At 55.5% G+C, this 24,761-nt stretch carries 27 protein-coding genes; 17 read left to right on the top strand and 10 right to left on the bottom strand.

Annotation, left to right across the window (positions count from 1 at the left end; all coding sequences use genetic code 11):
• The 3 genes from ACI9KD_RS11720 to ACI9KD_RS11710 form a co-directional block, all read left to right on the top strand.
• On the top strand, positions 1-610 hold a 610-nt coding region (locus ACI9KD_RS11720), incomplete at its 5' end, for a DUF1697 domain-containing protein (RefSeq protein ID WP_414981355.1).
• Positions 611-615: 5 nt separating this feature from the next.
• On the top strand, positions 616-972 hold the full coding sequence (locus tag ACI9KD_RS11715) for a hypothetical protein (RefSeq protein ID WP_414981354.1): 357 nt from the start codon (positions 616-618) through the stop codon (positions 970-972).
• A 134-nt stretch (positions 973-1,106) separates the two neighbouring features.
• On the top strand, positions 1,107-2,531 hold the full coding sequence (locus tag ACI9KD_RS11710) for a M20/M25/M40 family metallo-hydrolase (RefSeq protein ID WP_414981353.1): 1,425 nt from the start codon (positions 1,107-1,109) through the stop codon (positions 2,529-2,531).
• Here ACI9KD_RS11710 and ACI9KD_RS11705 read toward each other — a convergent pair.
• Positions 2,522-3,196 carry a PEP-CTERM sorting domain-containing protein gene (locus ACI9KD_RS11705; RefSeq protein WP_414981352.1) on the bottom strand — a complete coding sequence of 225 codons (675 nt, stop codon included), beginning with the start codon at positions 3,194-3,196 and terminating at the stop codon, positions 2,522-2,524. The two genes, ACI9KD_RS11710 and ACI9KD_RS11705, sit on opposite strands and share 10 nt — an antisense overlap.
• Before the next feature lie 228 nt (positions 3,197-3,424).
• On the opposite strand from ACI9KD_RS11705, the gene ACI9KD_RS11700 reads away from it, so the two are divergent.
• Both ACI9KD_RS11700 and ACI9KD_RS11695 read left to right on the top strand, forming a co-directional pair.
• Complete coding sequence (locus tag ACI9KD_RS11700; RefSeq protein WP_414981351.1) at positions 3,425-3,838, top strand: HIT domain-containing protein; 414 nt, start codon at positions 3,425-3,427, stop codon at positions 3,836-3,838.
• A 134-nt stretch (positions 3,839-3,972) separates the two neighbouring features.
• Complete coding sequence (locus tag ACI9KD_RS11695) at positions 3,973-4,971, top strand: multidrug DMT transporter permease (protein ID WP_414981350.1); 999 nt, start codon at positions 3,973-3,975, stop codon at positions 4,969-4,971.
• A gap of 152 nt (positions 4,972-5,123) precedes the next feature.
• On the opposite strand, the gene deoC is transcribed toward ACI9KD_RS11695, so the two are convergent.
• Positions 5,124-5,810: a deoxyribose-phosphate aldolase gene (gene deoC / locus ACI9KD_RS11690; RefSeq protein WP_414981349.1), complete on the bottom strand. Its 687-nt coding sequence runs from the start codon at positions 5,808-5,810 to the stop codon at positions 5,124-5,126.
• An 80-nt stretch (positions 5,811-5,890) separates the two neighbouring features.
• On the opposite strand from deoC, the gene rbsK reads away from it, so the two are divergent.
• Together rbsK and ACI9KD_RS11680 are read left to right on the top strand one after the other, a co-directional pair.
• A complete protein-coding gene (gene rbsK / locus ACI9KD_RS11685; protein ID WP_414981348.1) occupies positions 5,891-6,808 on the top strand; it encodes a ribokinase in 918 nt (305 codons plus the stop codon).
• A 78-nt stretch (positions 6,809-6,886) separates the two neighbouring features.
• Positions 6,887-7,486, top strand: coding sequence for a YceI family protein (locus ACI9KD_RS11680; protein ID WP_414981347.1), 600 nt, complete (start codon positions 6,887-6,889; stop codon positions 7,484-7,486).
• 21 nt (positions 7,487-7,507) lie between these two features.
• Here the strand turns inward: ACI9KD_RS11680 and ACI9KD_RS11675 are convergent, their stop codons facing one another.
• A complete protein-coding gene (locus tag ACI9KD_RS11675) occupies positions 7,508-9,841 on the bottom strand; it encodes a tetratricopeptide repeat protein (protein ID WP_414981346.1) in 2,334 nt (777 codons plus the stop codon).
• A 103-nt stretch (positions 9,842-9,944) separates the two neighbouring features.
• Between ACI9KD_RS11675 and ACI9KD_RS11670 the strand changes: the two genes are divergently transcribed.
• Positions 9,945-10,646 (top strand): glutamine amidotransferase-related protein, encoded by a 702-nt coding sequence (locus ACI9KD_RS11670; RefSeq protein ID WP_414981345.1) that lies wholly within the window; start codon positions 9,945-9,947, stop codon positions 10,644-10,646.
• Between the two features lie 36 nt (positions 10,647-10,682).
• Here ACI9KD_RS11670 and ACI9KD_RS11665 read toward each other — a convergent pair whose 3' ends face one another.
• The 3 genes from ACI9KD_RS11665 to ACI9KD_RS11655 are packed head-to-tail and all read right to left on the bottom strand — an operon-like array spanning position 10,683 to position 13,894.
• Positions 10,683-11,066 (bottom strand): STAS domain-containing protein, encoded by a 384-nt coding sequence (locus ACI9KD_RS11665; protein ID WP_414981344.1) that lies wholly within the window; start codon positions 11,064-11,066, stop codon positions 10,683-10,685.
• Positions 11,063-13,444: a SpoIIE family protein phosphatase gene (locus ACI9KD_RS11660; RefSeq protein WP_414981343.1), complete on the bottom strand. Its 2,382-nt coding sequence runs from the start codon at positions 13,442-13,444 to the stop codon at positions 11,063-11,065. The genes ACI9KD_RS11665 and ACI9KD_RS11660 overlap by 4 nt, the downstream gene beginning before the upstream one ends.
• Before the next feature lie 9 nt (positions 13,445-13,453).
• Positions 13,454-13,894: a VOC family protein gene (locus ACI9KD_RS11655; protein WP_414981342.1), complete on the bottom strand. Its 441-nt coding sequence runs from the start codon at positions 13,892-13,894 to the stop codon at positions 13,454-13,456.
• A gap of 138 nt (positions 13,895-14,032) precedes the next feature.
• Between ACI9KD_RS11655 and rdgC the strand changes: the two genes are divergently transcribed.
• From rdgC to selD, 3 genes are read left to right on the top strand one after another with little or no spacing between them, the layout of a single operon-like run.
• Complete coding sequence (gene rdgC / locus ACI9KD_RS11650; protein ID WP_414981356.1) at positions 14,033-14,974, top strand: recombination-associated protein RdgC; 942 nt, start codon at positions 14,033-14,035, stop codon at positions 14,972-14,974.
• A 3-nt stretch (positions 14,975-14,977) separates the two neighbouring features.
• Positions 14,978-16,078 (top strand): tRNA 2-selenouridine(34) synthase MnmH, encoded by a 1,101-nt coding sequence (gene mnmH / locus ACI9KD_RS11645; protein WP_414981341.1) that lies wholly within the window; start codon positions 14,978-14,980, stop codon positions 16,076-16,078.
• A complete protein-coding gene (gene selD, locus ACI9KD_RS11640) occupies positions 16,056-18,266 on the top strand; it encodes a selenide, water dikinase SelD (RefSeq protein ID WP_414981340.1) in 2,211 nt (736 codons plus the stop codon). The genes mnmH and selD overlap by 23 nt, the downstream gene beginning before the upstream one ends.
• Here the strand turns inward: selD and ACI9KD_RS11635 are convergent.
• Positions 18,259-19,071 (bottom strand): LytR/AlgR family response regulator transcription factor, encoded by an 813-nt coding sequence (locus tag ACI9KD_RS11635; protein WP_414981339.1) that lies wholly within the window; start codon positions 19,069-19,071, stop codon positions 18,259-18,261. The genes selD and ACI9KD_RS11635 overlap by 8 nt on opposite strands.
• A complete protein-coding gene (locus ACI9KD_RS11630) occupies positions 19,068-20,177 on the bottom strand; it encodes a sensor histidine kinase (RefSeq protein WP_414981338.1) in 1,110 nt (369 codons plus the stop codon). The genes ACI9KD_RS11635 and ACI9KD_RS11630 overlap by 4 nt, the downstream gene beginning before the upstream one ends.
• Positions 20,178-20,275: 98 nt before the next feature.
• Between ACI9KD_RS11630 and ACI9KD_RS11625 the strand changes: the two genes are divergently transcribed.
• Positions 20,276-20,515: a DUF1653 domain-containing protein gene (locus tag ACI9KD_RS11625; RefSeq protein WP_414981337.1), complete on the top strand. Its 240-nt coding sequence runs from the start codon at positions 20,276-20,278 to the stop codon at positions 20,513-20,515.
• A gap of 7 nt (positions 20,516-20,522) precedes the next feature.
• Here the strand turns inward: ACI9KD_RS11625 and ACI9KD_RS11620 are convergent, their stop codons facing one another.
• Positions 20,523-21,029 (bottom strand): GNAT family N-acetyltransferase, encoded by a 507-nt coding sequence (locus ACI9KD_RS11620; RefSeq protein WP_414981336.1) that lies wholly within the window; start codon positions 21,027-21,029, stop codon positions 20,523-20,525.
• A gap of 13 nt (positions 21,030-21,042) precedes the next feature.
• Positions 21,043-21,468, bottom strand: coding sequence for an ion channel (locus ACI9KD_RS11615; protein WP_414981335.1), 426 nt, complete (start codon positions 21,466-21,468; stop codon positions 21,043-21,045).
• A 146-nt stretch (positions 21,469-21,614) separates the two neighbouring features.
• Here ACI9KD_RS11615 and speB point away from each other — a divergent pair, with 146 nt between their 5' ends.
• The 5 genes from speB to ACI9KD_RS11590 form a co-directional block, all read left to right on the top strand.
• Entirely contained in the window at positions 21,615-22,559 is a 945-nt protein-coding gene (gene speB, locus ACI9KD_RS11610) for an agmatinase (protein WP_414981334.1), read from the top strand.
• An 87-nt stretch (positions 22,560-22,646) separates the two neighbouring features.
• Positions 22,647-23,042 (top strand): STAS/SEC14 domain-containing protein, encoded by a 396-nt coding sequence (locus ACI9KD_RS11605; protein ID WP_414981333.1) that lies wholly within the window; start codon positions 22,647-22,649, stop codon positions 23,040-23,042.
• Positions 23,042-23,362: a TIGR03643 family protein gene (locus ACI9KD_RS11600; protein WP_414981332.1), complete on the top strand. Its 321-nt coding sequence runs from the start codon at positions 23,042-23,044 to the stop codon at positions 23,360-23,362. Before ACI9KD_RS11605 ends, ACI9KD_RS11600 begins: the two co-directional genes overlap by 1 nt.
• 45 nt (positions 23,363-23,407) lie before the next feature.
• Positions 23,408-24,466 carry a hypothetical protein gene (locus ACI9KD_RS11595; protein ID WP_414981331.1) on the top strand — a complete coding sequence of 353 codons (1,059 nt, stop codon included), beginning with the start codon at positions 23,408-23,410 and terminating at the stop codon, positions 24,464-24,466.
• Between the two features lie 92 nt (positions 24,467-24,558).
• On the top strand, positions 24,559-24,761 hold a 203-nt coding region (locus tag ACI9KD_RS11590; RefSeq protein ID WP_414981330.1), incomplete at its 3' end, for an NUDIX domain-containing protein.

The following is a 24,761-nucleotide window of genomic DNA, read 5'->3' as shown; positions in this document are numbered from 1 at the left end:
CGTCCATAAATGGCGTCGCTCAGATGCTGATAGACAAGCTTGCCTAAGATCACCGACACTGCAAACCACCGATCTAAAGCAGAGGCATGAAGTAGTAGTGAGCACTTACATTATTCTGCTCAGAGGTATCAATGTGGGAGGTAAAAATAGGCTCCCCATGAAGGATTTAAAACTGCGCTTACAGGACGCCGGCTACTCAAACGTTCGAAGCTATATTCAAAGCGGCAATCTTGTTCTCGATGCCAAAACGGACCCCATTGATGACCTGGGCCGTGTGATCGAAGAAAACTTTGGATTCAAACCCGACATCATGGCTCTGACCCAGGACCCGTTTACCGCTGCGATAGACGGTAATCCTTTCACTGGGGCCGGGAACACAATCCATTTTTATTTCTGCAAAACCACACCGCAATTAGATAAGCAGAAACTCGACTCGCTGCTAGCACGCTCGGAGAGCACTGCGCTTGCTGGAGACGTTTTTTATCTTCATGCACCCGACGGTATCGGACGGTCAAAGCTCGTCGCAAAAATAGAATCCTGCCTGGGCGTGTCTGCTACGGGGCGCAACCTAAACACCGTCAGCAAAATTCAACTGATGCTGGACGCTTAGCGGTCGTGAAAAAAACTGACAGGAAAACGGAACGGGCGCTGACAGCGGCCCTCATCCGGGTCTGTGATTCGGCGCTCAAGGCAATCCCCGGGTTTGTATGGATCACACACTTCGTCAATCACAGTAAGTTCCCAGACTCATTGGTGATCGTGAGCGTGTTCGGCACTGACGAGGAGTTGCGTGACGTATGCGGTATTCAGTTAGACCTAAAGCTATCCACCTTGATCCAGCAGGAGCTAAACGCGCTCGATGCGCCGATCAAGGTAAAAGCCCACCAGATTCGTTGTGACACCGAAGAGGCCTGTGAGCGGGATAACGAGGGTAACTGGCAAGAACGTTATCGGTACTCTCAGCTGCACTAGGGTTTTTGCCGCGGTCGCCAAATGGCTGTCGATAGGCTATTTTCGTGTTTCTTAAGCATCGCGTCGAAATTGACACACCGCGCGAGAGCGATCAAACAACAGTATTACTTAGCCAATGGCCAGGAGAGCTTCAGGTGCATAGAAATTTCGCAACAGGTTTAGGCAGCACACTTTTTCGAACGTTGGCGAGATCTGTCGGGCGGGGTTCGCTTGCAGTGCTACTTGCGACGGCCCTGCCTGCTACAGCGCAGACCCTTGATGATGAAGCGGTGTCCTGGCTACAGGCTTTTCTGAAGATCGATACCATCAACCCACCCGGAAACGAGTTTCGGGCAGTGGATTTTTACAGCAAGATTCTCGATGACGAAGGCATCTCCTGGAATTCGGCGGAGAGTGCGCCGGGTCGCGGAAACATCTGGGCTCGCATCGAGGGCGGCGATGAGCCAGCGTTGATCCTTTTACAACACACCGATGTCGTGCCTGCTGATCCCAAGTACTGGACGACGGACCCGCTATCCGGAGAAATTCGTGATGGTTTTATCTGGGGGCGTGGTGCCATCGACATGAAGGGCACGGGCATTACCCAGCTGGCGACGTTTTTGAGTTTGCATCGTGCGGGTAAGCCGCTGAATCGTGACGTGGTGTTTGTTGCCACGGCGGATGAAGAGGCCGGTGGTTTGTTTGGCGCGGGTTGGCTGCTCAAAAATCATCCGGAGGTATTTGATAACGCCGGGCTGCTTCTAAATGAAGGCGGAAGCGGGCGACTGACCGCTAAGGGCGAGACGATCTTCTCTGTAGAACTCACCCAGAAGGTACCGGTGTGGCTAAGGCTCACCGCGATCGACAAGCCGGGTCACGGCTCTATGCCCTACCCAACATCCTCCGTGACACGCGTGGTTCAGGCCATGGAATTGATGCGCACCAGTCCTTTCCCAGCCAGAATCATTCCGCCGGTCGATGCGATGTTTCGAAGCATTGCTCAAAGTGCGGAGCCAGAATGGGCCCCCTCTTTTGCCAATATGGCCGAAGCTATCCAGGAACCTGAGTTTCTGACTCGACTGCAGGCGTTCTCTCCCCCCATGCATGCGCTTACCCGCGATACCTGCTCGCTGACACGTTTGTCTGCGTCCAACAAAATCAATGTTGTTCCGCCCGAGTCCTGGGGCGAGATTGACTGCCGGATTCTTCCCGACAAGGCGGTGGATGATTTTGTACAAGAGGTCCGGGAGATTGTTGCGCCCAGTGGAGTAGAGGTCGAAGTGCTCATGGCCTTCTCACCGGCGATTACTGACACGGGCTCTCGGCTGTATAGCGCGATCACAGACATCACCGCAGAGCGTCACCCGGGTTCTCGGGTGATGCCGTCGGTCTCAGCAGGTTTTACAGATAGTCACTTTACGCGCGATGCCGGGATAGCAAGTTATGGCTTTACGCCAACGGTCATCCCCGAATCCGAAATGGTACGGATTCACGGGAATGACGAACGAATCAGCGAAGCGGCTTTTCGCCGGGGTGTCGATGATCACCTGGCGATCATCGAGGCCGTGGTTTACGACTGACGGCGACGCCACATCAGCAGGGCACCGATGGCCATGAGAGGCAGTGAGCCGGGAACGGGGACGGCGTTGACTTTGAGTGTCTGCCATTGGGTGGGCTCAGGCGGTCTGCTGCGCTGCAATGTCTGTGCTGTATCCCAGGTGCGATAGCGAGCAGAGTTGATGCCGTCACAGCAGCCTTCGAAGCCTAAAAGTGTAAGAGAGAAGTCACCTACGTCCGTTAGGACGTAGCTCTTTACTTCGGACGCTCTGGTCCAGCTCTTAGCCCACCAGATGTCTTCGTTATAGTAGTCCACGGAAGTATCTTTGGAGTCGGCAAGAATAAATCCGCCGCGACCCCAGTCGAGTCCAAACTCGAATTCTGCGGCGCCGATTAAGCTGCCGGTAATTGTGTATAAAGCACCGTAGTTTTTCTTACCACCTCCACAGGTGCCGCGGTAGCTAACGCCCTCAAACGCATCAAGATCTTCGCTGCATACAGCACTTTCGCTAGATTCAAAAGCATTCAACGCTGTAGCGAACTTCTGATCGTTGGTATCTGTAAGGTTGCGCGCCGAAAATTTTGTGCTCACCATCTGTACGTTGATGGAATCAATGACAAGCCCTGCGCTCGCGAAGCTTGAGCAGGTAGCGAGAGTGAGGCTGGCAATCAGTTTTGAGTAAGGCATGAGTTCGTGTTTCTGTCTGGATTTGGAGTGACTTAGCCCTATGAGCCTTGCGTAGGCACGCCCCTGGCTGTTGCTGTGCGAACTGCATCACCCTTCGGCCCGTTTTATGCCACAAACTGTGACTGGGTTCACGTCGCCCCCGGGGTTCATGCTTACGCTATTCTTTGACCCGGGAATCATTGCGGCGGAGAATGCTGCGCCTCGTGCCTAGTCTTTTGGGGTCTCAAGGTGAATTCGAGCAAACACTGGCAGCTGCATCCCACTCTCGCCAGGGACTGCCATCTAGTAGGACGTCTTTCTTCTGCAGAGCTGCTGTTGCATCGTAATGCGGCGCTGCATTGGTTTATTCTCGTGCCGCACACCGACACGGTGGATCTACTGGATTTACCGGCGAACGAGCGTGATGGTCTACTGAGTGAAGCAAGCCGGATCAGCCGCTATTTAAAGCAGACTTTGGGGTACCCCCGAGTAAACGTGGGAGCGCTGGGTTTGGTTGTTCCGCAGCTGCACCTGCATGTCATTGGACGTCGTGAAGATGACCCTTGTTGGCCCGCGCCGGTGTGGGGAAACCTGGAGACGTCCGCCGAGTACGCCACAGCACAAGTTGAGCAAGTAAGGGACGAGCTGAGCCTTGTGAAGTAAGCAAGACTGCGAGCTCGACCCAGCATACGGTGGAACTTCTTTATAAAAGGGCGGCTCGGGCCCGGTAGCGCTTGAAACTTTCAGCTTGCGGTCCGATCATGGCGGTCCTTGGTTAATAAAAACGAGAAACCGCCATGCTGATTGTAGAGTCGTACACCATCGCCGTTGCGATGTGCCTGATTACCATGCTCTGTTGGGGATCCTGGGCTAACACCCAGAAGCTCGCCAGTAACGAGTGGCAGTTCCAGCTCTTCTACTGGGACTATTCTCTGGGTGTTCTGCTCCTGACATTGCTGTTCGCCTTCACCATCGGCTCCAGTGGTGAAGAAGGCCGAGCCTTTATGCCTGATATTTCTCAGGCGGGATCTGATGCTATTCGTTCGGCGCTAATCGGCGGCGTTATTTTTAACCTTGCCAACATACTGCTGGTTACAGCAATAGATATCGCCGGCATGGCGGTGGCTTTCCCAGTCGCTATCGGGTTGGCGTTGGTTATTGGTGTGGTGAGCAACTACATGGCTGCACCGGTTGGCGATCCGGTATTCCTGTTTGCGGGTGTCGGTTTGGTGACGGCGGCGATTATTGTCTGCGCATTGATTTATGCGCGACTTCCGCAGGATGAGGGGCGCTCCGTCGGTAAAGGCCTGGCTATCTCTGTGATAGCCGGTATCGCGATGGGTTTCTTCTATCGTTTTGTCGCGTCATCTATCTCCATGGATTTCGCGAATCCCGAAGCGGGTCTCATGACGCCCTACAGCGCCGGCGTCGTGTTTGCCGTGGGCCTGTTGGTATCTAACGTTATCTGGCTGATACCACTTATGTACAAGCCTATTTCAGGTGAAGTTGCCCCCATTGGCGAGTACTTCAGTAAGGGAACTCCTAGGCTGCACCTGGTGGGCATTTTGGGCGGCGCGATCTGGTGTGTCGGCTTTTCTTTCAGCTTTATCGCTTCTGGTGCTGCAGGGCCCGCTATCTCTTACGGACTCGGACAGGGCGCAACCATGGTGGCGGCGTTCTGGGGTGTGTTTATCTGGAAAGAGTTTAAGGACGCACCTGCAGGCACTTCCAGCATGATCACCGCGATGTTTGCGTTGTTCTTCGTCGGCCTTGGGTTAATCGTTTACTCGAGATAGGGTTTTAGCGCGCTCCCCAGTCGTACCACTGGCTGAAGCGCTACATAGGCCACTGCATTCGAGAGTCGCAAAAGCGCCATCCATGGACGCCGACGTTCCCTCATCGCAGTAGCTTGTGTAGCGCTCCAGCCACAAGTTAAAGCCAGGGTTCGTTAGTAAGCTTCTGCCCCCTCCCCGCCGGTAACAATCGCCACTCCCGCACTGCAGCCTAATCGATTAGCGCCCGCGGCAAGCATGGCGACAGCCGTGTCGCGATCACGGATGCCGCCAGAGGCTTTTACGCCCACATTTGAACCAACGATACCGCGCATCAGGGCGACGTCGTCTACGGTGGCTCCTGAGGTACTGAACCCTGTCGACGTCTTTACAAACGCGACACCTAACTCGCCGCAGATCTCGCAGGCCAGACGTTTGTGAGATTCGGCGAGCAGGCAGGTCTCAAGAATGACTTTTAGGGGGATGTCCGCGCAGCTAGCCAGAACTTCTGCAATGCCATCGCGAACACGGTCCCAGTCGCCGGCAAGGGCATCGCCAATGGACATCACCATGTCGATTTCGCTGGCGCCGGCATCAATAGCCAGCCGCGCTTCGGCTGCCGTTGCAGCGGGTAGTGACGCGCCTAGCGGAAACCCCACTACAGAGCAGGTTTTGACAGAGCTTCCCTTAAGCATCGCCGCTACTCGCGGTACCCAAAGGCTGTTGACACACACCGCAGCGAACTGATGCTCCAGTGCTTCTTCGCATACCTGATCGATGTCTACGGCACGGGCTTCGGGCTTCAGCAGGGTGTGATCGATGGCCGCTGCAATTGCCGCATCGTCATAACTGTTGCTATCCATGGAATAGGCCTTTGATGCAGACGAATTTAGGGTTGGTTAGGCTACACTGTCGCGCATCGAATAAGAACGGAAGCACGCTTATGAAAATTGCTGTTATCGGCTCCTGCATGGTCGATCTAATCGCCTATACCGACACGGTACCCAAGGCCGGCGAAACGCTGGTAGCCAAGGAATTTGTCATGGGTTGTGGAGGTAAAGGCGCCAATCAGGCGGTTGCGGCTTCTAAGCTTGGCGCTGATGTATTGATGATGGGCCGTGTGGGCGATGACGCTTTTGCCAACAATACCCTGACGAACTTCGAGAAGTATGGCGTTAGCACAAAGCACGTAACCAAGGTCCCCGGCGTATCCAGTGGCGTTGCACCTATCTGGGTGGATGCGGACTCTCAGAATCGTATTTTGATTATTCCCGGCGCAAACATGCACCTGCTCCCTGCTGACCTCGATGCTGCGGCTGATGAGCTGAAGCAGTGCAGCATGATTATCTTGCAGCTGGAGATACCGTTGGAGACGGTGTACGCCGCTATCGACTTTGGCAACAGCAACGGTATCCCCGTGTTACTGAATCCCGCGCCAGCAAGCATTGAGCTGGATATCGATTACGCCTGTCGTTGCGATTATTTTGTGCCCAACGAGACTGAGCTAGAGATTCTCACCGGTATGCCCGTGGGGAATGAGGATGAAATTGCCGCCGCCGCCAGCTCTCTTTTAGCGAAAGGGCTCAAGAATCTCATCGTGACGCTTGGCGATAAGGGCGCATTGTGGATGCACGGTGGCGAGCGACAGCATGTGAGCGCGCCAACAGTAAACGCTGTGGATACTACCGGTGCCGGAGACGGATTCATTGGCTGTTTTGCGGCGGAGCTTGCGGCGGGTACTGACGTTGCAACCGCGCTCGGCCGCGCAGTGAGTTACGCTTCGCACAGTGTCACAGGCAAGGGCACCCAAACCTCCTATGCCACGGTCGACGAGTTTGCACAGTGGCAAAGTTCGCACTGAGGTGGGTGTTGACCTGTTAATGCCCGCGGAAGCTGCTAGCCTTTAGATTGTTGTTGGATAACCACGAGAGATAATGGAATGAAATTGCTGTCAAAAACTGTCGCTGCCTTTACCGGTGCGTTTCTGCTGATCACGGCTAGCGCCGGCGTGCTTGCAGACTGGGAGCTCGATGGTGAGCGATCCACTGTGCAGTTTATGTCGGTCAAAAACGCCAGCGTGGCAGAGCTCCACCACTTTCGGGCGATTACGGGTGGTATCAGCGATACCGGTGCAGCACAGGTAGCCTTAGATTTGGACAGTGTTGAGACCCTGGTGCCGATTCGTAATCAGCGTATGCGTGAGCTGCTTTTTGAGACAGTGCGTTTTCCTGCTGCAATGTTGCGGGCCGAAGTGCCCACGTCCCTGACTGAACTGCCCGTGGGCGAAACCCGTGATACTGCGATAGAGGTCGAGGTCGATCTTCACGGCGTGACAAAGTCCTATATCGCCGAGATTCTGGTAACACGTCTGAATGACGGCGGCCTCCAGATTGTCATCAGCGAGCCTATCGTAGTGAAGGCGGCTGATTTTGGTCTGGACGGGGGCATCGACATTCTTCGAGAAGTGGCAGGCCTTAACAGCATCAGCACTGCTGTTCCTGTGTCCGGACAGCTGGTTTTCACACCCCCGGCTGAATAGTCCTTGGCTTGAGTAGGCAGCTTAGGGGTTGACTCCGAGACTAGCCGCCAAACGTCGGTAGTTTTGATTCTGTGGAGCCAGGGATATGAGATTTCTAGCGTAGCGTTCGGCGAGATCACGCTTGCCACTTTCTGAGCTGTAGTTCACTAGCGCTATTAAGACTTGCTCATCGGCCGGCAGTGCGTAGTGAAGCTGTCCCAGCGTGGTCAATGCGCCTGCGATATCACCAAAGTCATGTTGGGCCACGCCATAAACAAAGCGATGTCGCGAACCGACGGTCTCTACGGCAGCGGCTTTGCCAAGCCAGGCTAAGGCAGCTTCTCGTTGCCCTTTGCGAGCCTCCAATAATCCCAGAGCATGCATGGCGTCACCGCTTTCAGGGTTGATTGCAAGGGCGGTTTCTAATTGATTCTTTGCTTCATCCTCCCGTCCTTGTCCGCGTAATAAATCAGCCAGATTCAGGTATGCGGAGATGAGCTGTCGGTTCAGTGCCAGCGCCTCTCGGTAGGCCGTCTCTGCTGCGGGAAAGTCGCCGCGACTCACATTAAAAATACCTAGCTGCATATTAATAGCAGGCATATCGAGATGCAGTTTTTGTACAGCTTTGTATTCCTCGAACAAGGCTAACAGTGATTTTTGTCGCTCTGCGCCGAGCTCGGCAAGCGGAACCGGGGCAAGGCTCATGGCCACCTCCATGCGGACCCCGGTCACCGGATCTTTAACCAATGGAGCCAGAGCCAGGTAGCGGCGCATGGGAGGAAGCGGCTGCAGCGCTCGTACCGCCGAAATGCGCAGCAGGGGGTCGTCAGATATGAGTAAGCCCTGGGCGATCTGCAGTGCGCCTTGCGCGCCGCTGGCGGAGACACGATCCAGCGCGGTCGCTCGCCAGATTGGGGCTGCTGTTTCGTCTGCAGCCAGCTCTAGTAACGTCGGGACACTGCGGCTATCGCCGCGCTGTAATGCTGCCATAGCAACGGCTGGATGGTCGCTGCTAGTCCCGAAGTTGCTACCCCAGTCACGCAAAGTATTCAGCGCCCAATCCGGTGATTGCTCGCTGTGACATTGGGTGCAGGCGTTGGGTGTCCCGATCACCACGCTCAGGTCTGGGCGAGGGATGCGCATGGAATGATCGCGACGTGCGTCAACACCCATATAGGTTTGTGCGGGCATGTGGCAACTCACGCACTGTGCACCGGCTGATTCTGCCGGGTGATTATGGTGCTGTGGCGAATCAAATACATCGGCTTTGTGGCACTGGGCGCAAACGCCATTGCCTTCTGCCCGAAGCTTATTGGAATGCGGTTCGTGACAGTTGGCGCAGACAACCCCTGCCTGAGACATTTTGCTCTGCATAAAGGAGCCATACACGTAGACCTCGTCCAGAATTTGCCCGTCATGGTGATACAAAGGCTGCCCGAGCAGTGAGAGTCGGTGGGTATCGGATAGCGGCTTACCATACTCGTAGTCACCGAGGGTGCCCCGGCGAGCATGACAGCGGCCGCAGCTATCTACCTGATACTGATTAGTCAGCGGATTTTTGCGTCGCGCTATGGATTCGCCTTCGGGGAAATACCACTGCCCCCGCGCGCTCAAGTCCGTTTGCAGGCCAGAAGCCGAGTCGCCGCCAAGACGCCCCTCATATCCCAGCGCCACGTGTTGACTACCTGGCCCATGGCAGGCTTCACAGCTGACGTCCTCTTCAGCAAAGGTTGTGGCAAAGGTTCGGCTGCTGGCTTGATAGTTTTTTTGTACGTCAGTGCTATGACATTCGGCGCAGCGAGTGTTCCAGTTCAGGTAGGGGCCGGTCCAGTGTAGGGGGTCGTCATAAAGAATTTCCTCGTCAGGAAACAGGTGGTACCAACGCTGCCCGCCCTCATCTGCGGGGCGACTGTCCCAGGCAATAGCCAGGGCTTGTAGGCGGCCATCTTCCATTGGCAGTAGATATTGTTGGAGCGGGTCTAGGCCAAAAACCCAGGCGACCTGATACTCGGTCATGCTGCCATCGGGTCCGTCTGTGCGAACAAAATAGTCCCCGTCACGATTAAGAAACTGGGTTTCTACCCCAAAATATTCAAAGCGAGCGTTATCAAAATCGCCCAGTACCGTATCGGGCCCAGGTTTTTGCATCGCCAGATCGTGATGCGAGCCCTGCCACTGACTATGTTCGCTTTGATGACAGCCTGAACAGGTTTCGGAGCCTACAAAGCTTGGACGTCCCGTTTCGGCCCAGGCAATGTTCGTTGCAAGGCAACCCAATATTAGCCCGATCGCTATGCGAGACATCACTGCGAGAGGAATGGAAACGCGATCCAGGAAGTGGCCACGGTGCGGCGCAACACAGACATGATTTTTCATTTGCGCATGTTAACGCAATCTGCCCCTCCCTCTCCCGGGATATAGACAGCTAGTGGCCGGTGTTCGTAGACTCTCATACTTACTTCTTGTCGGGATGTGATCCGTGAAAGTTGGAATTCTAAAGACTGATGCCGTGCGCGAAGAGTGGGTCGGTGATTTCGGGGAATATCCGGATATGTTTGCCAAGCTCCTCGGTAGTAGAGACTCTGGGCTTGAATTTGTGACCCACGACGTCCGGCTGGGTGAGTATCCGGATGACATCGATGACGTAGATGCCTACCTCATGACCGGTAGCCGTCACGGTGTTTATGACGACCTGCCCTGGATAGAACCGTTGATGAGTTTTGTTAAGGAGCTGGATGCGCGACGCAAAAAGCTGGTGGGTATTTGTTTTGGACATCAGCTCATCGCTCAGGCCTTGGGCGGGCGCGCAGAAAAAGCGAGCGCTGGCTGGGGCGTAGGCATGCATCACCATCGCTTTGCCCAGCGCCCCGATTGGTTTGATGATGGCGAGTTGGAGTTCCCGATTCTGGTCACGCACCAGGATCAAGTCACCGTTAACGCCACCGGAGCTAAGGTCTTGGCAGGCAGTGATTTTTGCCCGAATGCGGTCTGCCAGATTGGTGAGCATATTTTGACCATGCAGGGTCATCCTGAGTTTGTGAATGACTATTCACGGGCAATCATGGAGTTTCGCCGGGAGATTTTGACCGAGCCCGTTTATCAGTCAGGCATAGCGTCTCTGTCAGAACAGCCGGCGACGGAGCGCATGGCTGCATGGATACTGCAGTTTCTTAGGAAGTAAGAGCTTTGTAGCCGGCGCGAGCCAAGCGTCTGTGCCTTAGTGAGCGTCCCGATCCCGCACCTTGGCCTGCATCGCGTCGAGATATTCATCCAGTTCGGTGTCGTTAGAGAACACTGCCATATCGGGTAAGGCTTGGAGAATCTCAAAGACCTTTTCGATCTGTGGCTGACGGTTGGCAACTGCAAGACTGCGCCCGGCACTTTTCAGCTGCTTAGCCGCTTTGAAGATAACTCTCAGACCCGCAGAACTGACGTAGTCCAGGGCCTGCATATCCAGCAGTACCATCTGCCATTCATCGGCGATGGCCTCTGTCAGCGTGGCTTCAAAGCCCGGCGCCGTATCGGTGTTTAGTCCCCCGATCATGCTCACGCGCAGCAGAGACTTTTCTCGATCTTCGTGGAGCTGGGTATTCAGGTTCATAGGTCAATTTCCGGTGGCGGGGTTTTTTCGGGTGGTGCAGTGGGGGCAAGGTCCAGCCGTAGGCGAAGTATATTGCGCCCCTCTTCGCGGTGATAGGACTGTCGTGTTGTCAGCTGGGTTATCAGGTGTAGCCCCAGCCCGCCTATGCTGGCCTCTTCGGTGCTTTCACCGAGCGCAGAACGCTCAGCTTCTTCCAGCGGGTTGTAGGCATGACCGGGGTCTATGCACTCTAACTCCACGCGATCGGCAAAGCGCTCCAGGCCAAGGCTCAGTGATGCGTTATCCCCTATTTGCGCGTGGTCGCGGATGTTGCAGACGAGCTCCTCAAGCACCAACTGCATGTCGTACAGCGCTCTGAGTGGAAGGCCTTGAGCCTGCCATTGTTCCTCGAGCCAACGCGCTGCCTGGCCGGGCAAAGCGGCGTCAATCATCAGACTGCGGTGCTCCGCTTGCAGAGCCGCTCGACGCTGCCCCGGAATCTCAATGAGCATCAGCGACATATCGTCAAACTGGGGTGCCCCATCGGTAAATTCATCGACGGCAGCGAATATTGCGTCCCCTGCTTCATCCAGTGGAAGGTTGTCGGGGCCGGCGAGAATCTCACACAGGGCGGCTTCTCCGAGCATCTCATCCGCAGAGTTTTGCGCCTCGTCAAGCCCGTCGGTGTAAATCACCAGACGATCATCCGCCTGAAGTTGCAAGCGATTGGAAGGGAAACTCAAGCCTTCCTGAAGGCCCAGGGCCGGACCTCGATCTTGCGCGATGATCTCAGGCTGCCCTTCACGCAGCAGTACCGGCGCACTGTGTCCGGCACTGGCGTAGCGCAGCTCCAGAGTTCTAAGGTCCATTACGCCGATAAACAGGGTCAGGAACATGCAGTTATCGTTGTCTCGGGTCAGTCCCTCATTGAGTTGTTGCAATGCAATTTCCGGGGGCACGGTGCCGGGCAGAACCTCCCACTGTTGGATGAGGCTGATTGCTCTGGCCATAAACAGCGCGGCTGGCACGCCCTTGTCTGACACATCGCCAATGCTGATGAGCAACTGCTGACCGATCTGATGGAACGAGTAGAGATCGCCACCCACAGCTCGGGCGGGGCGCACCCGCGCCCAGAGTTCGAGGGCGTCGCCATGGAGTGTGGCTTTTCCTCCTTGGGGCAGCATCGCCATTTGAATATCGCGGGCAGCACTAAGCTCTCCATCCATGCGGCTTCGCTGAGCCGCAGCGGATTCCAGATCGCGAATATAGTGGGCCAGGTCTTGCCGCATGCTATCGAAAGCGGAGACCAGTTGACTGACCTCATCTTCGCCTTCGGGTGTAGGAAGCGGCACATCCAGTTCGCCCTTTGCGATGGACTTACTGGCTGCAGACAGTGCCAGTAGTGGTGCTGTGAGGCGTTTTGTAACGATGCTAACCACGAAACCCATAAGAAGGAGCATCCCTGCGCCCATGATCAGTAGACGCATTTGATAATCACGCAGGGGTCTCAATAGGGTGTCTTCGGAATAAACAACGCCAACGCTCCACTGACTGTTCTCTATCTCTGCTACGCGGAGTTGGCAGGGGGCCTGGCCTCCGGGGCACTGGACAGTGGCGTGTCTGGGGTCTTCGCTTGAGTCCGCGAGCCAGTCTTTCCAGTTTGAAACAGTGTCACTTGCCAGAACGTCACCGATGGGGGCGCTAAGTACTTTGCCCTCAGGCGCGCCTATTAATGTGCCTTGAGACGTGAGAAGGAATCCGAAACCCCTGCTGTCGATACTCAGGTCGTCCAGATACTCGTAGAGATCTGCAAGTCGCAGATCGATAGTAGCCACACCAATAAATGCTTTTGCGCCGCTGTCCGAGCTGCGATACAGGGGCGCAGAGAAAGTGGTCATTTCGACCTTCGCAGCTGTGGATTCAAAATAGGGCTCCACCCAGGCCGGGCGTCCCAGTTCTCTGACTTTGACAAACCAGGGCTCTTGCCAATACGGGGTGTCCGCGTTGGATAAATCAGTCCGCAGCAGACTGCCAGCTTGGCGGTAAAGATAGGGGGCCAAACCTTGAGAGATACCTGCATAGTCAATATCCAACGCTATTGCGGCGGCGAACACATGGGGATTGCTGCCGACCACGCTGCGTAAAACCGCGTCTATTCGCGTTTCATCAGGAACCTCGTCAATAGCTTCTGCGAGGAAACGCACGGACGCCTCGAGTCCTGTAGTGAGTTCCTGAATGCGCAGTACAGCGGCGGATATAGAGTTGCGGGCGCCCTGCTCCAAATCCTCAACAATCCGATCTCGGGAGATCGAATAGTCAATGAACAGCCCCGCTGCAATCACGCCGGCGGCGACGAGAGTCACCCGAACAACTAGCCGCGTGGTAAAGGACTGGTTCACAGGCGTTGCTTACCAGCTACCGGTATTGGGCATGGATGCCCAGGGCTCCTGGGGAGCAAGGGATTCGCCGGCCTGCAGTAGCTCGATTGAAATGCCGTCCGGAGAGCGCACAAATGCCATGTGCCCATCTCGAGGAGGGCGGTTTATGGTGACACCGCCATCCATTAGCTGCTGGCAGGTAGCGTAGATGTCGTCCACTCGATAAGCGAGATGCCCAAAGTTACGCCCGCCGTCGTACTCCTCGGGATCCCAGTTATGGGTAATTTCAACCATGGGTGCATTGTTATCCCCAGACGCTGCCACATCCCCGGGGGCCGCAAGAAACACCAAGGTAAAGCGGCCTTGCTCGCTGTCGTAGCGACTGGTTTCCACCAGGCCCAGCTTGCTGCAATAAAAGTCCAGTGTTTCTATCAGATTGCGTGCACGAACCATGGTGTGCAGATACTGCATGCCAGTCATCCTGTTAAAAAGAGAGTGCCTCGATACTAGGGAGCTGCCCGCCCCGCGGCAAGTCCGCGGTGGCTGCCTGTGTCAGAACCGCGGCGTCGCGGTCTTGTTGTCGTGGTATTGGCAGACTGCTTGTGTAGAATGTGCCGCCCTTTCGCCGGACAATCGTATTTTATGTGGTTCAAAAATTTGCGGGCTTACCGCATGACACGTGGCCTCGAATTCTCTGCAGAGCAGCTGGAGGACAAGCTGTCGAATCGAGGATTTAAAGCCTGCACTCCAGCGCAGCCTTTCTCCGTGGGATGGGTGCCTGCGCTTGGCGAAGGCGCACAAACCCTGGTGCACTCTGCCGATGGTCGTTTGATGGTGTGCCTGCGCCGTGAAGAGAAAATTCTCCCACCTTCGGTCGTGCGTGACCTTGTCAAAGAACGTGTTGAAGGTATCGAGGCACAGCAGGGTCGAAAGGTTTATCGCAAAGAAAAGCTCTCTCTTAAGGACGAGGTCGTACAGGACTGCTTGCCTCGAGCCTTTAGCCGCCATGCTGAGCTGCGATTGATTATCGATGCCCAGGCTCGCTGGGTACTGGTTGACTCGGCGAGCGCCTCGCGTGCTGAAGAAGCCTTGAACCTGTTGCGCGAATGCGTAGGTAGTTTTCCTGTGATTTTGCCCCAGACCGCCCATGCGCCTGCAGCGGCTATGACCAGCTGGTTGGCCCACTCCAGCTTGCCGGATGACCTTCAGGCCCGAGACGAGTGTGAGCTTCGGGATATGGGCGAGCAGGCTGCGGTGATACGCTGTCGCGGTCTTGAGCTTTATAGCGATGAGGTGCGTCAGCATCTACAAGGAACTACTCAGGTTGTGCGGCTTGCATTGGCTTGGAACGAGCAGCTGCAATTTGTTCTGGGAGATGATCTTTGTCTGCGCCGACTCAAGTTTTCGGAGTCCTTGGTCAAGGAGAACGATGAATTGATGGATGAAGACCGCCTGGCTCGAATGGATGCGGATTTTGCGCTCATGGCACCGGCACTCACCGCCATACAGGATCGTCTGATCAGCCTTTTCGGTGGCGAAGACAACGCCTAGCTCATGACATCGCGAGATGACAGCGCTGATTACGCCCGCCTATTTTTAGCAGATACACCTTTGCTCGATACTCGCGCGCCCGTAGAGTTTGCGGCGGGAGCATTCCCCACGGGGCGAAGCTTGCCACTTATGAGTGATGAAGAGCGGGCGGCTGTGGGCACTTGCTACAAACAGCAGGGGCAGGAATCTGCGATCGCGCTTGGACATCAGCTGGTATCTGGCGACTTACGCGAGCAAAGGATGGCGAGCTGGAAGCAGTTTGCCAAGGACAACCCGGAGGGCTATCTCTACTGTTTTCGCGGTGGCCTGCGATCGCAGCTGGTCCAGCAGTGGTTGCGTGAGAGCGGCGTGGACTATCCGCGAATCACCGGTGGTTACAAGGCCATGCGCCGTTTTCTTATTGATACTCTCGATACCTTGTCCCAGCGTGCCGATGTTATTTTGCTTGGTGGGGCAACCGGCACAGGAAAAACCCGACTTATAAACCAACTGCCAAGAACCATCGATCTTGAAGGGCTGGCGAAACATCGCGGCTCAGCCTTCGGCAGACTGATAGAAGAACAACCGACTCAGATCGATTTTGAGAACGCGATTGCTATCGCGCTGTTGAAGCTTTCGCAATGTGATGGCCCCGTAATTCTGGAGGACGAAGGACGGCTTATTGGCCGACTGGCGCTTCCAGAGTCGCTTCGCCAGCGTATGAGCCAGGCCTCGCTGGTGGTTCTCGAGTATCCCGTTGAGGAGCGTATTCAAGTGGTCTTCGAAGACTACATCCTCGATTTAGGCGAACGCTATCGACAAGTTCACGGGGTTGGGGGCCTGATTGCTCACCGGGACCGGCTGCTCGGTGATCTTGAGCGCACCCGAAAACGTTTGGGCGGAGAGCGTTACCAGCACATTGCGGGACTCATGCAGCTCGCATTTGACACGCAGCAACACACGGGAAATGCTGAAAGTCACCGTGATTGGATACGGCATATGCTCGTTGATTATTACGACCCCATGTACGCTTATCAATTGTCTAAACGCGACGGCAGTCGCCTATGCACCGGTGATGGCGATCGCTTGCGGGCATTCCTGAGTGAGCGGTTCGATGTTAGCTAGGGAGCCTGCTGAGCAAGACCTGGTCCTGGTGGGAGGAGGCCACAGCCATGTGCTCATACTCCGGCAGTTAGCGATGTCACCACCTTCGGGTCTTCGAGTAACACTTATTTCACCGGCGGTGTTCACGCCCTACTCTGGCATGCTTCCGGGCTTGCTGGCCGGGCACTACGGCTTTGAAGAAACACACATCGATCTGCTGCGCTTGTGCCAATGGGCCGGCGTGCGCTTTCTTGTGGATACGGTGGAGTCTCTCGATCCGGAGGCTCGTTATGTGTGCTGTGAGGCTCACAAGCAAGTGAGTTATGACATCCTATCCATAGATATAGGATCTCAGCCGGAACTGGACTCGGTACCCGGAGCAGGGGAGTTTTCCGTGCCGGTAAAGCCTGTCGCAGGACTTTGGGATCGCTGGGAATCGTTGGCAGCAGCTGACGATTTGCTTGGTCGTCGAATTGCCATCGTCGGCGGTGGGGCTGGCAGCGTAGAGATCGCGCTCGCCATTGCGCATCGCTTAGGCGACCAAAAACCAACAATCGCCCTGTATTGCGGTGGTGCTGAGATATTGGCGGGTTACACCCGAGGCGCACGCAGGGCTGTGGAGAATCAATTGCTAGCCTTTGGCGTCTCGCTGCGCTGCGGCCATCGCGTTAGTCAGGTTACGGAGACACAGCTGCAATTCGATTCGACGCAGGCCGCGGACTACGACACCCTGATTTGGTGCACGGGTGCAGTTGCCGCAAGTTGGATTAAAGAGAGCGGCTTGCCGGTGGATGAGCGTGGGTTTATGCAGATTGAGGATAGCCTGCAAAGCACAGGCTATCCGAATGTCTTTGGTGCCGGTGATATCGCGACCCAGCATCGGCATCCTAGACCCAAGGCGGGGGTGTACGCCGTACGGCAGGCGCCGGTACTGGCCGAGAACCTTCGATCTTTTGCTGCGGGGCGGGCGCTGCGCCAGCACAAGCCGCAGACAGGATTTCTATCCATGTTGGCGCTGGGTCCTAAGCTGGCGGTTGCTCAGCGCAATGGACTAAGCGTTCGCGGGGCCTGGGTGTGGCGTTGGAAAGACCGTATTGATCGTGAATTTATGCAGCGGTTTAGGGACCTGCCACCGCTGAAAATGGCGGGCTCTACACAGGCAAATAAGTCCTTGGATGCCCCGGCGCAGCAAGCGCCGTGTGGCGGCTGCGGAGCAAAAGTGTCTGGTGACTCCTTGCATGAAGTACTCGCTGAATTACGCGAGCTGTATCCAGATCTTATGCCGCAGGCAGAGGCGCTCGATGACGCCGCGCCTCTGGGGACCACACAGCCGATAGTGCAATCGCTGGATGCTCTGCGGGGACTTGTGGATGATCCCTGGCGCATGGGCCGTATTGCTGCCCAGCATGCGCTCTCGGACCTTTATGCCAGCGGCGCCCAGCCGCACTCTGCTCTGGCCCTTGTGACATTACCCTTTGCGGCGCCGGCACTGCTCCACCGGGATTTGCGCATGGTTCTGGATGGTGCGCTTTCGGTGTTTCGTGAGTCAGGCTGCAGGCTGCACGGGGGCCACAGCATGCAGGGCCCGGAGCTACAGCTGGCCTTTGCCGTGAATGGCGTGCTGCAAGCGGGTAACTCAGCCTTGCACAAGCGTGGTGCTCACCCGGGCGACACGCTCATAGTGAGCAAAGTGCTTGGTAGCGGCGCTGTGTTTGCCGCGCATATGCAGGGCCGGATGGATGGCCGCCATGTCGAAGGTGCTTTGCTGAGTATGGAGCAGAGTAATGCCGTGGCTGCCAGGGTTGCCCGGGACTTTCACGCGACGGCAGTCACTGACGTCACAGGCTTTGGTTTGGCTGGACACTTATTGGAGATGCTTGGCGACACGCTTTGTGCAGAACTGCGCCTGAATCAGCTTCCAGCCATGCCCGGCGCTCTGGATGCCATGGCCGAAGGCGTGTTCAGTACTTTACACATTCCAAATCGCCAAGCACTTGCGAAGCGTTGGATGCTTCCAGCGGAGGCACCGCTGCAGGCACAGTTACTGTTTGATCCTCAGACCAGCGGCGGTTTGTTAATGGCGCTCCCGGCTCTTCAGGCCGACGGCGCCCTGCGAGCACTGCGAGAGCGAGGTGTTGAAGCTGCGGTTATTGGAACCGTGGGGAAAGTCGATAGCGGCGCAGACACGCCGATACTGAGCTTTAGCTAACAAGAAACTCCCGAATGCGATCTTTGTAGCTTCGACTTACTTTCAACTGAGTCCCACCTTCAAGATTCAGGAGGTACTCACCGTTAGTGAGTGTTTGAGCGCCGGTGACACAACGATTGTTGACGATGGTCGAGCGGTGAACCCGCAAAAATACGGCGGGGTTCAGCATACCCTCAAGCTGCTTCATGGTGATACGCATAATGTGTGTTTTGCCCGTAGCGTGGATACACATATAGTCACCCGCCGCGTCGACCCACTCGATGTCTGGTACGCGAATGAATTGAATATCGCTGCCGTCCTTAACAGTAATCTTCTCAGGCCAACTGTCTCCATTGGCCCCGGTACCTTCGACCATGGCTTCCACGCCGGCGGCGCTTTCCCCCGTCATGCTCATCAGGAGTTTGACGAGTTTTTCTTTGCCCGAGGTACTCGCTTCCTGTTGGCGATGCGCCACGGCCCGCTGCACAGCCTCATGCAGGCGATCGTCCTCTATGGGTTTGAGCACATAGTCGATGGCATGAACCTTAAAGGCATCCACGGCATACTCGTTGTAGGCGGTGACAAAGATCACCATGGGCATATCGTCACCCTGGAGATTCTCCACCACCTCAAAGCCATCCATGCCTGGCATTTGTATATCCAAAAACAGTAGGTCCGGACTGTGCTGCGCTACGGCGTGCAGCGCTTCTATTCCATTACCACACTCCGCGATGACGTCTACTTCGGGTAGTTGTTGTAAACGGACAGACAGCCCGCGTCGCGCTAGATGTTCATCGTCGACAATGATCGCTGATAAGGTGCTCATGCAGTCTCCTGGGTGGCGTAGCTGACAGGTATACATATAGTGATAGTGAGTCCGTGAGGCTCAGTAGAGCCCAGGCGGAAGCTTTGTTTGTCGCCGTAAATTTGCGTGAGTCGCTCGCGGGTATTCGCTAGTCCTACGCCTCCGCCTTTAGGCAGGCGGCCCTGGCGGAGATCGAGACCGGGTCCGTCATCCGCAACCGCAAGTTGCAGGCAGCCGTCTTCAACACTTGCCGAGACCGCAATCGAGCCTCCGTTGATTGATCGGGATACGGCGTACTTGATGGAGTTTTCCACCAAGGGCTGTAGTAACAGTGAGGGCATCAATGCCTGCTCTGCCGCCTCACTGATCGCGAAGTGCAGGGTGAGCCTCTCAGCGAAGCGTACTTCTTCGATATCCAGATACAACTTTAAGGACTGCACCTCTTCGGCAACGGTGATTTGCTGCATAGGGTCGTTGTCCAGAGAGTAACGCAAAAACCGCGAGAGCTTCATGACCATGCCATTTGCAAGCTCTGTATCCTTGTCGAGGATCAAGGTTGAAATAGCGTTGAGGGTGTTGAATAAAAAGTGAGGATTCAGTTGGTAGCGAAGCATCTTCAGCTGGGCTTCATGGGCCATGGAAATGGCTTTCAGATAGCGTTGCTTGGCTTCCTGATTAAGCAGGTAGTACTTGATGCCAAAATACAGCGCGCTCCATACCAGCATTACCGAGACGCCAGAAATTGAGCTGCTAAAATATATCGCGAGCGAGTGACTGCGCTCAGGCTCAAGTTTTTTCAGCTCCTCAGGGAACAAATTGTAAAAAAGTACTGAGCGGCAAAGTACCCAGACGACGCCGGCGCAATAAGATGCTCCTAGAATCGCAAATGCCCTGGTCCCCAATGCTCGATCCCAGGTCACGCGATAAATCCAGCGTAAGGCCAGTGTGATGAACATGCCGATGGAAACGATGATGGGTAGGTAAAACAAATAGTTCTCGGGTGGCTCACCCCAGACTAGGATGCCCAGATAAAAAGTAGCCGCCCAGCTGCTCCAGCCCCCCAGTTGCAGGAGCCAGAACAGCCGTCGCTTGTCGTCGATAACGCGGTCTATGGGCATAGCGTCCATTATAGAGAGACTAGCGCATCCTGCGATGGGTGTTTTTCGTGGCTTGTCGCATAACCGTTACGGTTTACCGCAGATTTTTTGATACTTAAGGAGATTTTATGAGCTTACGACCCGGGCGATACCGGCACTATAAGGGCGCGGATTACGAGGTTATCGGCGTTGCGAGGCACTCGGAAACTGAAGAGCACTTGGCATTGTATCGCCCGCTATATGGTGATCGGGGTCTATGGGTTCGCCCGTTAGCGATGTTTCAGGAAAATGTTGTGGTGGACGGAAAATCGCTACCGCGTTTTGCCTGGACGGGCGCCAGTGATGGCGATAGTTCGCAAGACGACTGAGGCAAACTCAATCCGGGGCGTCAGCAAAAGCCTTCATGGCGCCTCGGTCCATGCGATAACCCACCCATTCACTCAAGGGCTCGGCTCCACAGGCTTCGTAGAACTCGATAGCAGGTGTATTCCATCGCAACACGTTCCACTCATAGCGCCCGCAATCATTATCCAGAGCGATATTTGCTAGCCTTTTTAGCAGAGACTTACCGGCGCCTAAACCTCTCGCTCCGGGCGTGACGTACAAATCTTCAAGATAAAGCCCGTGTTTACCAAGCCACGTTGAATAGTTGAAGAAGTAAATTGCAAAGCCCATCGCGACGCAGTTTGAGCCATCACTATCCGGCTGTTCGCAGATTAGACCAAAAGCTTTGGGAGTCTCACAAAACAGCGTGTTGTGGATATGTGACTCGTCTGCCACAACGGCATCTGGCTCGCGCTCGTAAATCGCGAGTTCCGTGATAAAGCGCAGGATGACTTCCACATCGTCAGGCGTGGCTTCTCGAATATTCAGTGTTGTCATTGTGGTTTCCGTATTAGTCTCTGTCCCAGTAGCGTGTCATTTCAAGGTACAAGAAAGACGCGGTCCAGGTAATGAGTACAAAGCCGGTGAGGGACTCGAGTCCCACCAGATAGCGTATGTTGCCGGTAGGTAAAATGTCGCCCAGGCCCAGGGTCGTGAAGGCCGTAAAAGAAAAGTAGGCACTGCTAAGCAGCGAGCCGTCATAGTTTCCTTCCAGCTGGCCCCAGGAGGGCGATTTATCCATATAGAAATAGGCCGCAGCAAAGATCCATACCTCGACGGCGTGAGCGCTTATCGCTGCGAACACACCGAGAAGAATCCGTAGGCGATGACGAATTCTTAGTCGAGGCATTACCAGGGTGAACCGGTAGAGAAATTCGCAGTGAATCACCACGGTGAGGGCGATGATCGCGCCGTTGATTAGAAATACCTTAAGCATTGAGCACCGATTGCTAGGACTTGGGGACATTCTACGCCCTGACCGAATCTAGCGAAATGCGCAAGCCGCGCCAAGATGGCTGCGCTTGCCGCTTTAGCAGCGCTGTGCTCTGATCGAAAGATGAAACGCAGCCTAGGAAGATAGCTATGGAGTTCAAGACAGATCTCGCGTTTATGCGCGACAGTGACCGCGGCACTATTGTGGAGCCGTCCTACGGTGGCGCCACGAGCTTTATGCGCCGGCGCTACACCCGAGATCTTACTGGCATTGATGTTGCGGTCGTGGGGATTCCCTACGATCTTGCTACGACCAACAGGTCTGGAGCCCGATTGGGCCCTCGGGCTATTCGTAACATTTCTGGAAACCTCTCCTGGGAAATGGCTGTGAACGGCTGGGGTTTTGATCCTTTCGATCGTATCTCGGTTGTCGACTATGGTGATTTTGGATTTGATCCAGGACTGCCGGCGGAGGTGCCCGCGGTATTAGAGGCGCAGGCCCGGGACATTCTGGCTACCGATACGGCGATACTCGCTCTGGGTGGCGATCACTTTGTAACCTACCCCATGCTCAAAGCCTGCGCGGCAAAACACGGTCCGCTGTCTCTGATTCACTTTGACGCGCATTCCGACACCTGGGAAGACGAAGCAGGACGCATCGATCACGGCACGATGTTCTGGCATGCCGCTCAGGACGGAACCGTAGATCCTTCGCGCTCCATCCAGCTTGGCATGCGCACACACAACCCCGATACCCACGGGTACAACGTCTATGACGCGGATTGGGTTCACGATCACAGCGCGGCAGAGGCCATTGCGAAGATTCGCGAAACCGTCGGCGACAACCCCTGCTATCTCACCTTTGATATTGACTGCCTTGATCCGTCCTTTGCGCCAGGCACGGGAACCCCGGTAGTTGGGGGGCTTTCTACTCAGCAGGCCTTACGTATTTTGCGCGGTCTTGGCGGGCTCAATGTGGTGGGTATGGATCTGGTGGAAGTCGCACCTGCGTATGACGTGTCTGAAGTGACCGCGTTGGCGGGTGCAACGTTGGCGTTGAACATGCTGTGTATTTTTTCTGAGCGACCATCCTGACACTTACAAGGATCAACGTGCCGCGATGGTCTAAGCTAAATGTAGGCTAATGAAGCCCAGCGTGTTTACCAAAGAAGGGGGGTGAGAATGCTCGAGTTTGTTGAATTTGATGTTGAAGATGCTGTGGCGTGGCGAATTAGCGGGAAGGTCACGAAAGAGGATATGCAGTTAGCGCTGGAGGCCTTACGGCAGAAGATTAGCGCGCATGGCAAAGTGTCTGTGTATCAGGAGATCGAAGGCTTTAGTGGCGTGGAATTTGACGCGATTATGGGGAAGATGCAGTTTCTTTCAGAGTTTGGCGTATCTTTGTTCAAGAGGATCGCTGTCGTTACCGACAAAAAGTGGGTGCAGCACATCATTAGCTGGGAAGACAAAGTGTTTCGTGACATTGATATGCGCGCTTTTGGCACCGAGGACCGGGACCGGGCGTTTAACTTCCTGGCTTATGGCGATGACCCCGACGCATCGTCTGCGGTGGATTAATGGCACGTACGGGTGATAGACCTTACACGCTCACGCGAAAGCCCGAGCCGCCCTCGGATTCCAGCGATTGGGTGATATGGGCAGCTTGGGCGGACCGAGTGAGTTTTGATGAGATTCGAGAACGCACGGGGCTCGATGAGCAGGCCGTGATCCGCGTAATGCGGCGAGAGCTAAAGCCGTCCAGCTTTCGACGCTGGCGCAAGCGAGCAAGTGGCCAGACAACCAAGCATAGACAGCGATTTATGCAAAGTCGTCAAAGCCCTCCCTTGAGCAGACATGCTGTGGATGACTTGTTACAGAGAGATTTCGCCGCTGACTAATAGCAGCTCCGCTGTCATATCGCCGACCAATAGGACCCCAGCAAGATGTATAAACGAGCACGCCAACTATTAGATTTGGGGTTTGGTTTAACGGCAGCTGTATTGCTTAGCCCAAGCGCCCTGGCCGAAATGTGCACTGACCCGCCGACGGCAAAGGGCGTTGAAGCTTTTTGCGGCATAGACGCGCCCGAAGACATCGTCCTCTTTGAAGATCAGTTTTTACTGATTAGCTCCATGGCGCCGACCAAACATCTCTTTGGTTTTTCTCTTGCAAGCGAAACCGTCGCGCCGGTGGAGACCGTTCTTGTGCCCATCACTGCCGAGCAGAACTGGGGCGATGCCAGCTGCAGCCTACCTGAACAGATACTGAGCCACGGTCTTGACCTATCTCGTCGCGCAGGCGGGGAGTGGCAGCTTCTGGTGGTGAACCACGAGGGCCGCGAATCCATAGAGTATTTTGAGGTGACTGTTAGCGGTGAAGCAGCGCCCAGTTTGCATTGGCGAGGCTGCGTAATGGCGGCCGAGAACGCGCAGTTCAATGATGTCGCAGGCCTTCCCAATGGCGGGTTTATCGCGACAGACCCCATCACAGCATCCCTGCAGTTACCCCGAATGCTCTTAGGCTCTATGGGCATGGATACCGGGCGAGCTTATCGCTGGCGTCCCCAGTCTGGCTACAGTGCTATTCCTTACACCGACGGCGCCTATCCCAATGGCATTACCCTCAGCGCTGATGGACAGAGCTTCTACCTCAACCTCTATTTTGATGGAGAGGTGCGCCAACATGATCTTGAGACCGGTGAAACTCTGAACCGTGTCGCCGTAAATATGCCTGATAACAGCACGCTGTCTGCTAACGGTAGTTTGCTGGTCGCGTCGCATGATGCATCGTTGTTTGCGCTGCTAAGGGCGATTGTGTCCGAAGCCAGTGAGCGAAACAGCATTGCCTTTGAAATCGTCGAAGTGAACCTGCAAAGCTTTGAAACCAGCGTGCGCTATCGTTCAGAGGGCGAGGAGTTAGGTGGTGGCACCGTGGCCCAGCCCGTGGGTACCGATCTGTACATCGGCGCCTTTAAGGGCGATCGCTTCATCAGGGTTCGCTAGGCAAGCAACGCCCGAAACCACCCCACACAGGCTTTGCCTGCTGGAGAGCGACCCTGAATCTATATCGTTACAGCACGCTGCTTCGCGGCTATTTGCAAAAACACCTGGGCTCCTTTGAGCGTCATGAGATGGCCTTAAACCGTCGCCGGGCGGCAGCCGTCACATTGACGGTGTGTCGTGACGATGATCGTCCCGTCATTATTGTGACCCGGCGTAGTGCTTCATTGAGGGCACATTCGCGACAATGGGCGCTACCCGGGGGGCGTCGGGATCAGGGTGAGACCGCCGTTGAAGC

Source organism: Congregibacter sp. (genome assembly GCF_047617445.1).
Classification (GTDB): Bacteria; Pseudomonadota; Gammaproteobacteria; order Pseudomonadales; family Halieaceae; genus Congregibacter.
This window is presented reverse-complemented; position numbering and strand designations above follow the sequence as displayed.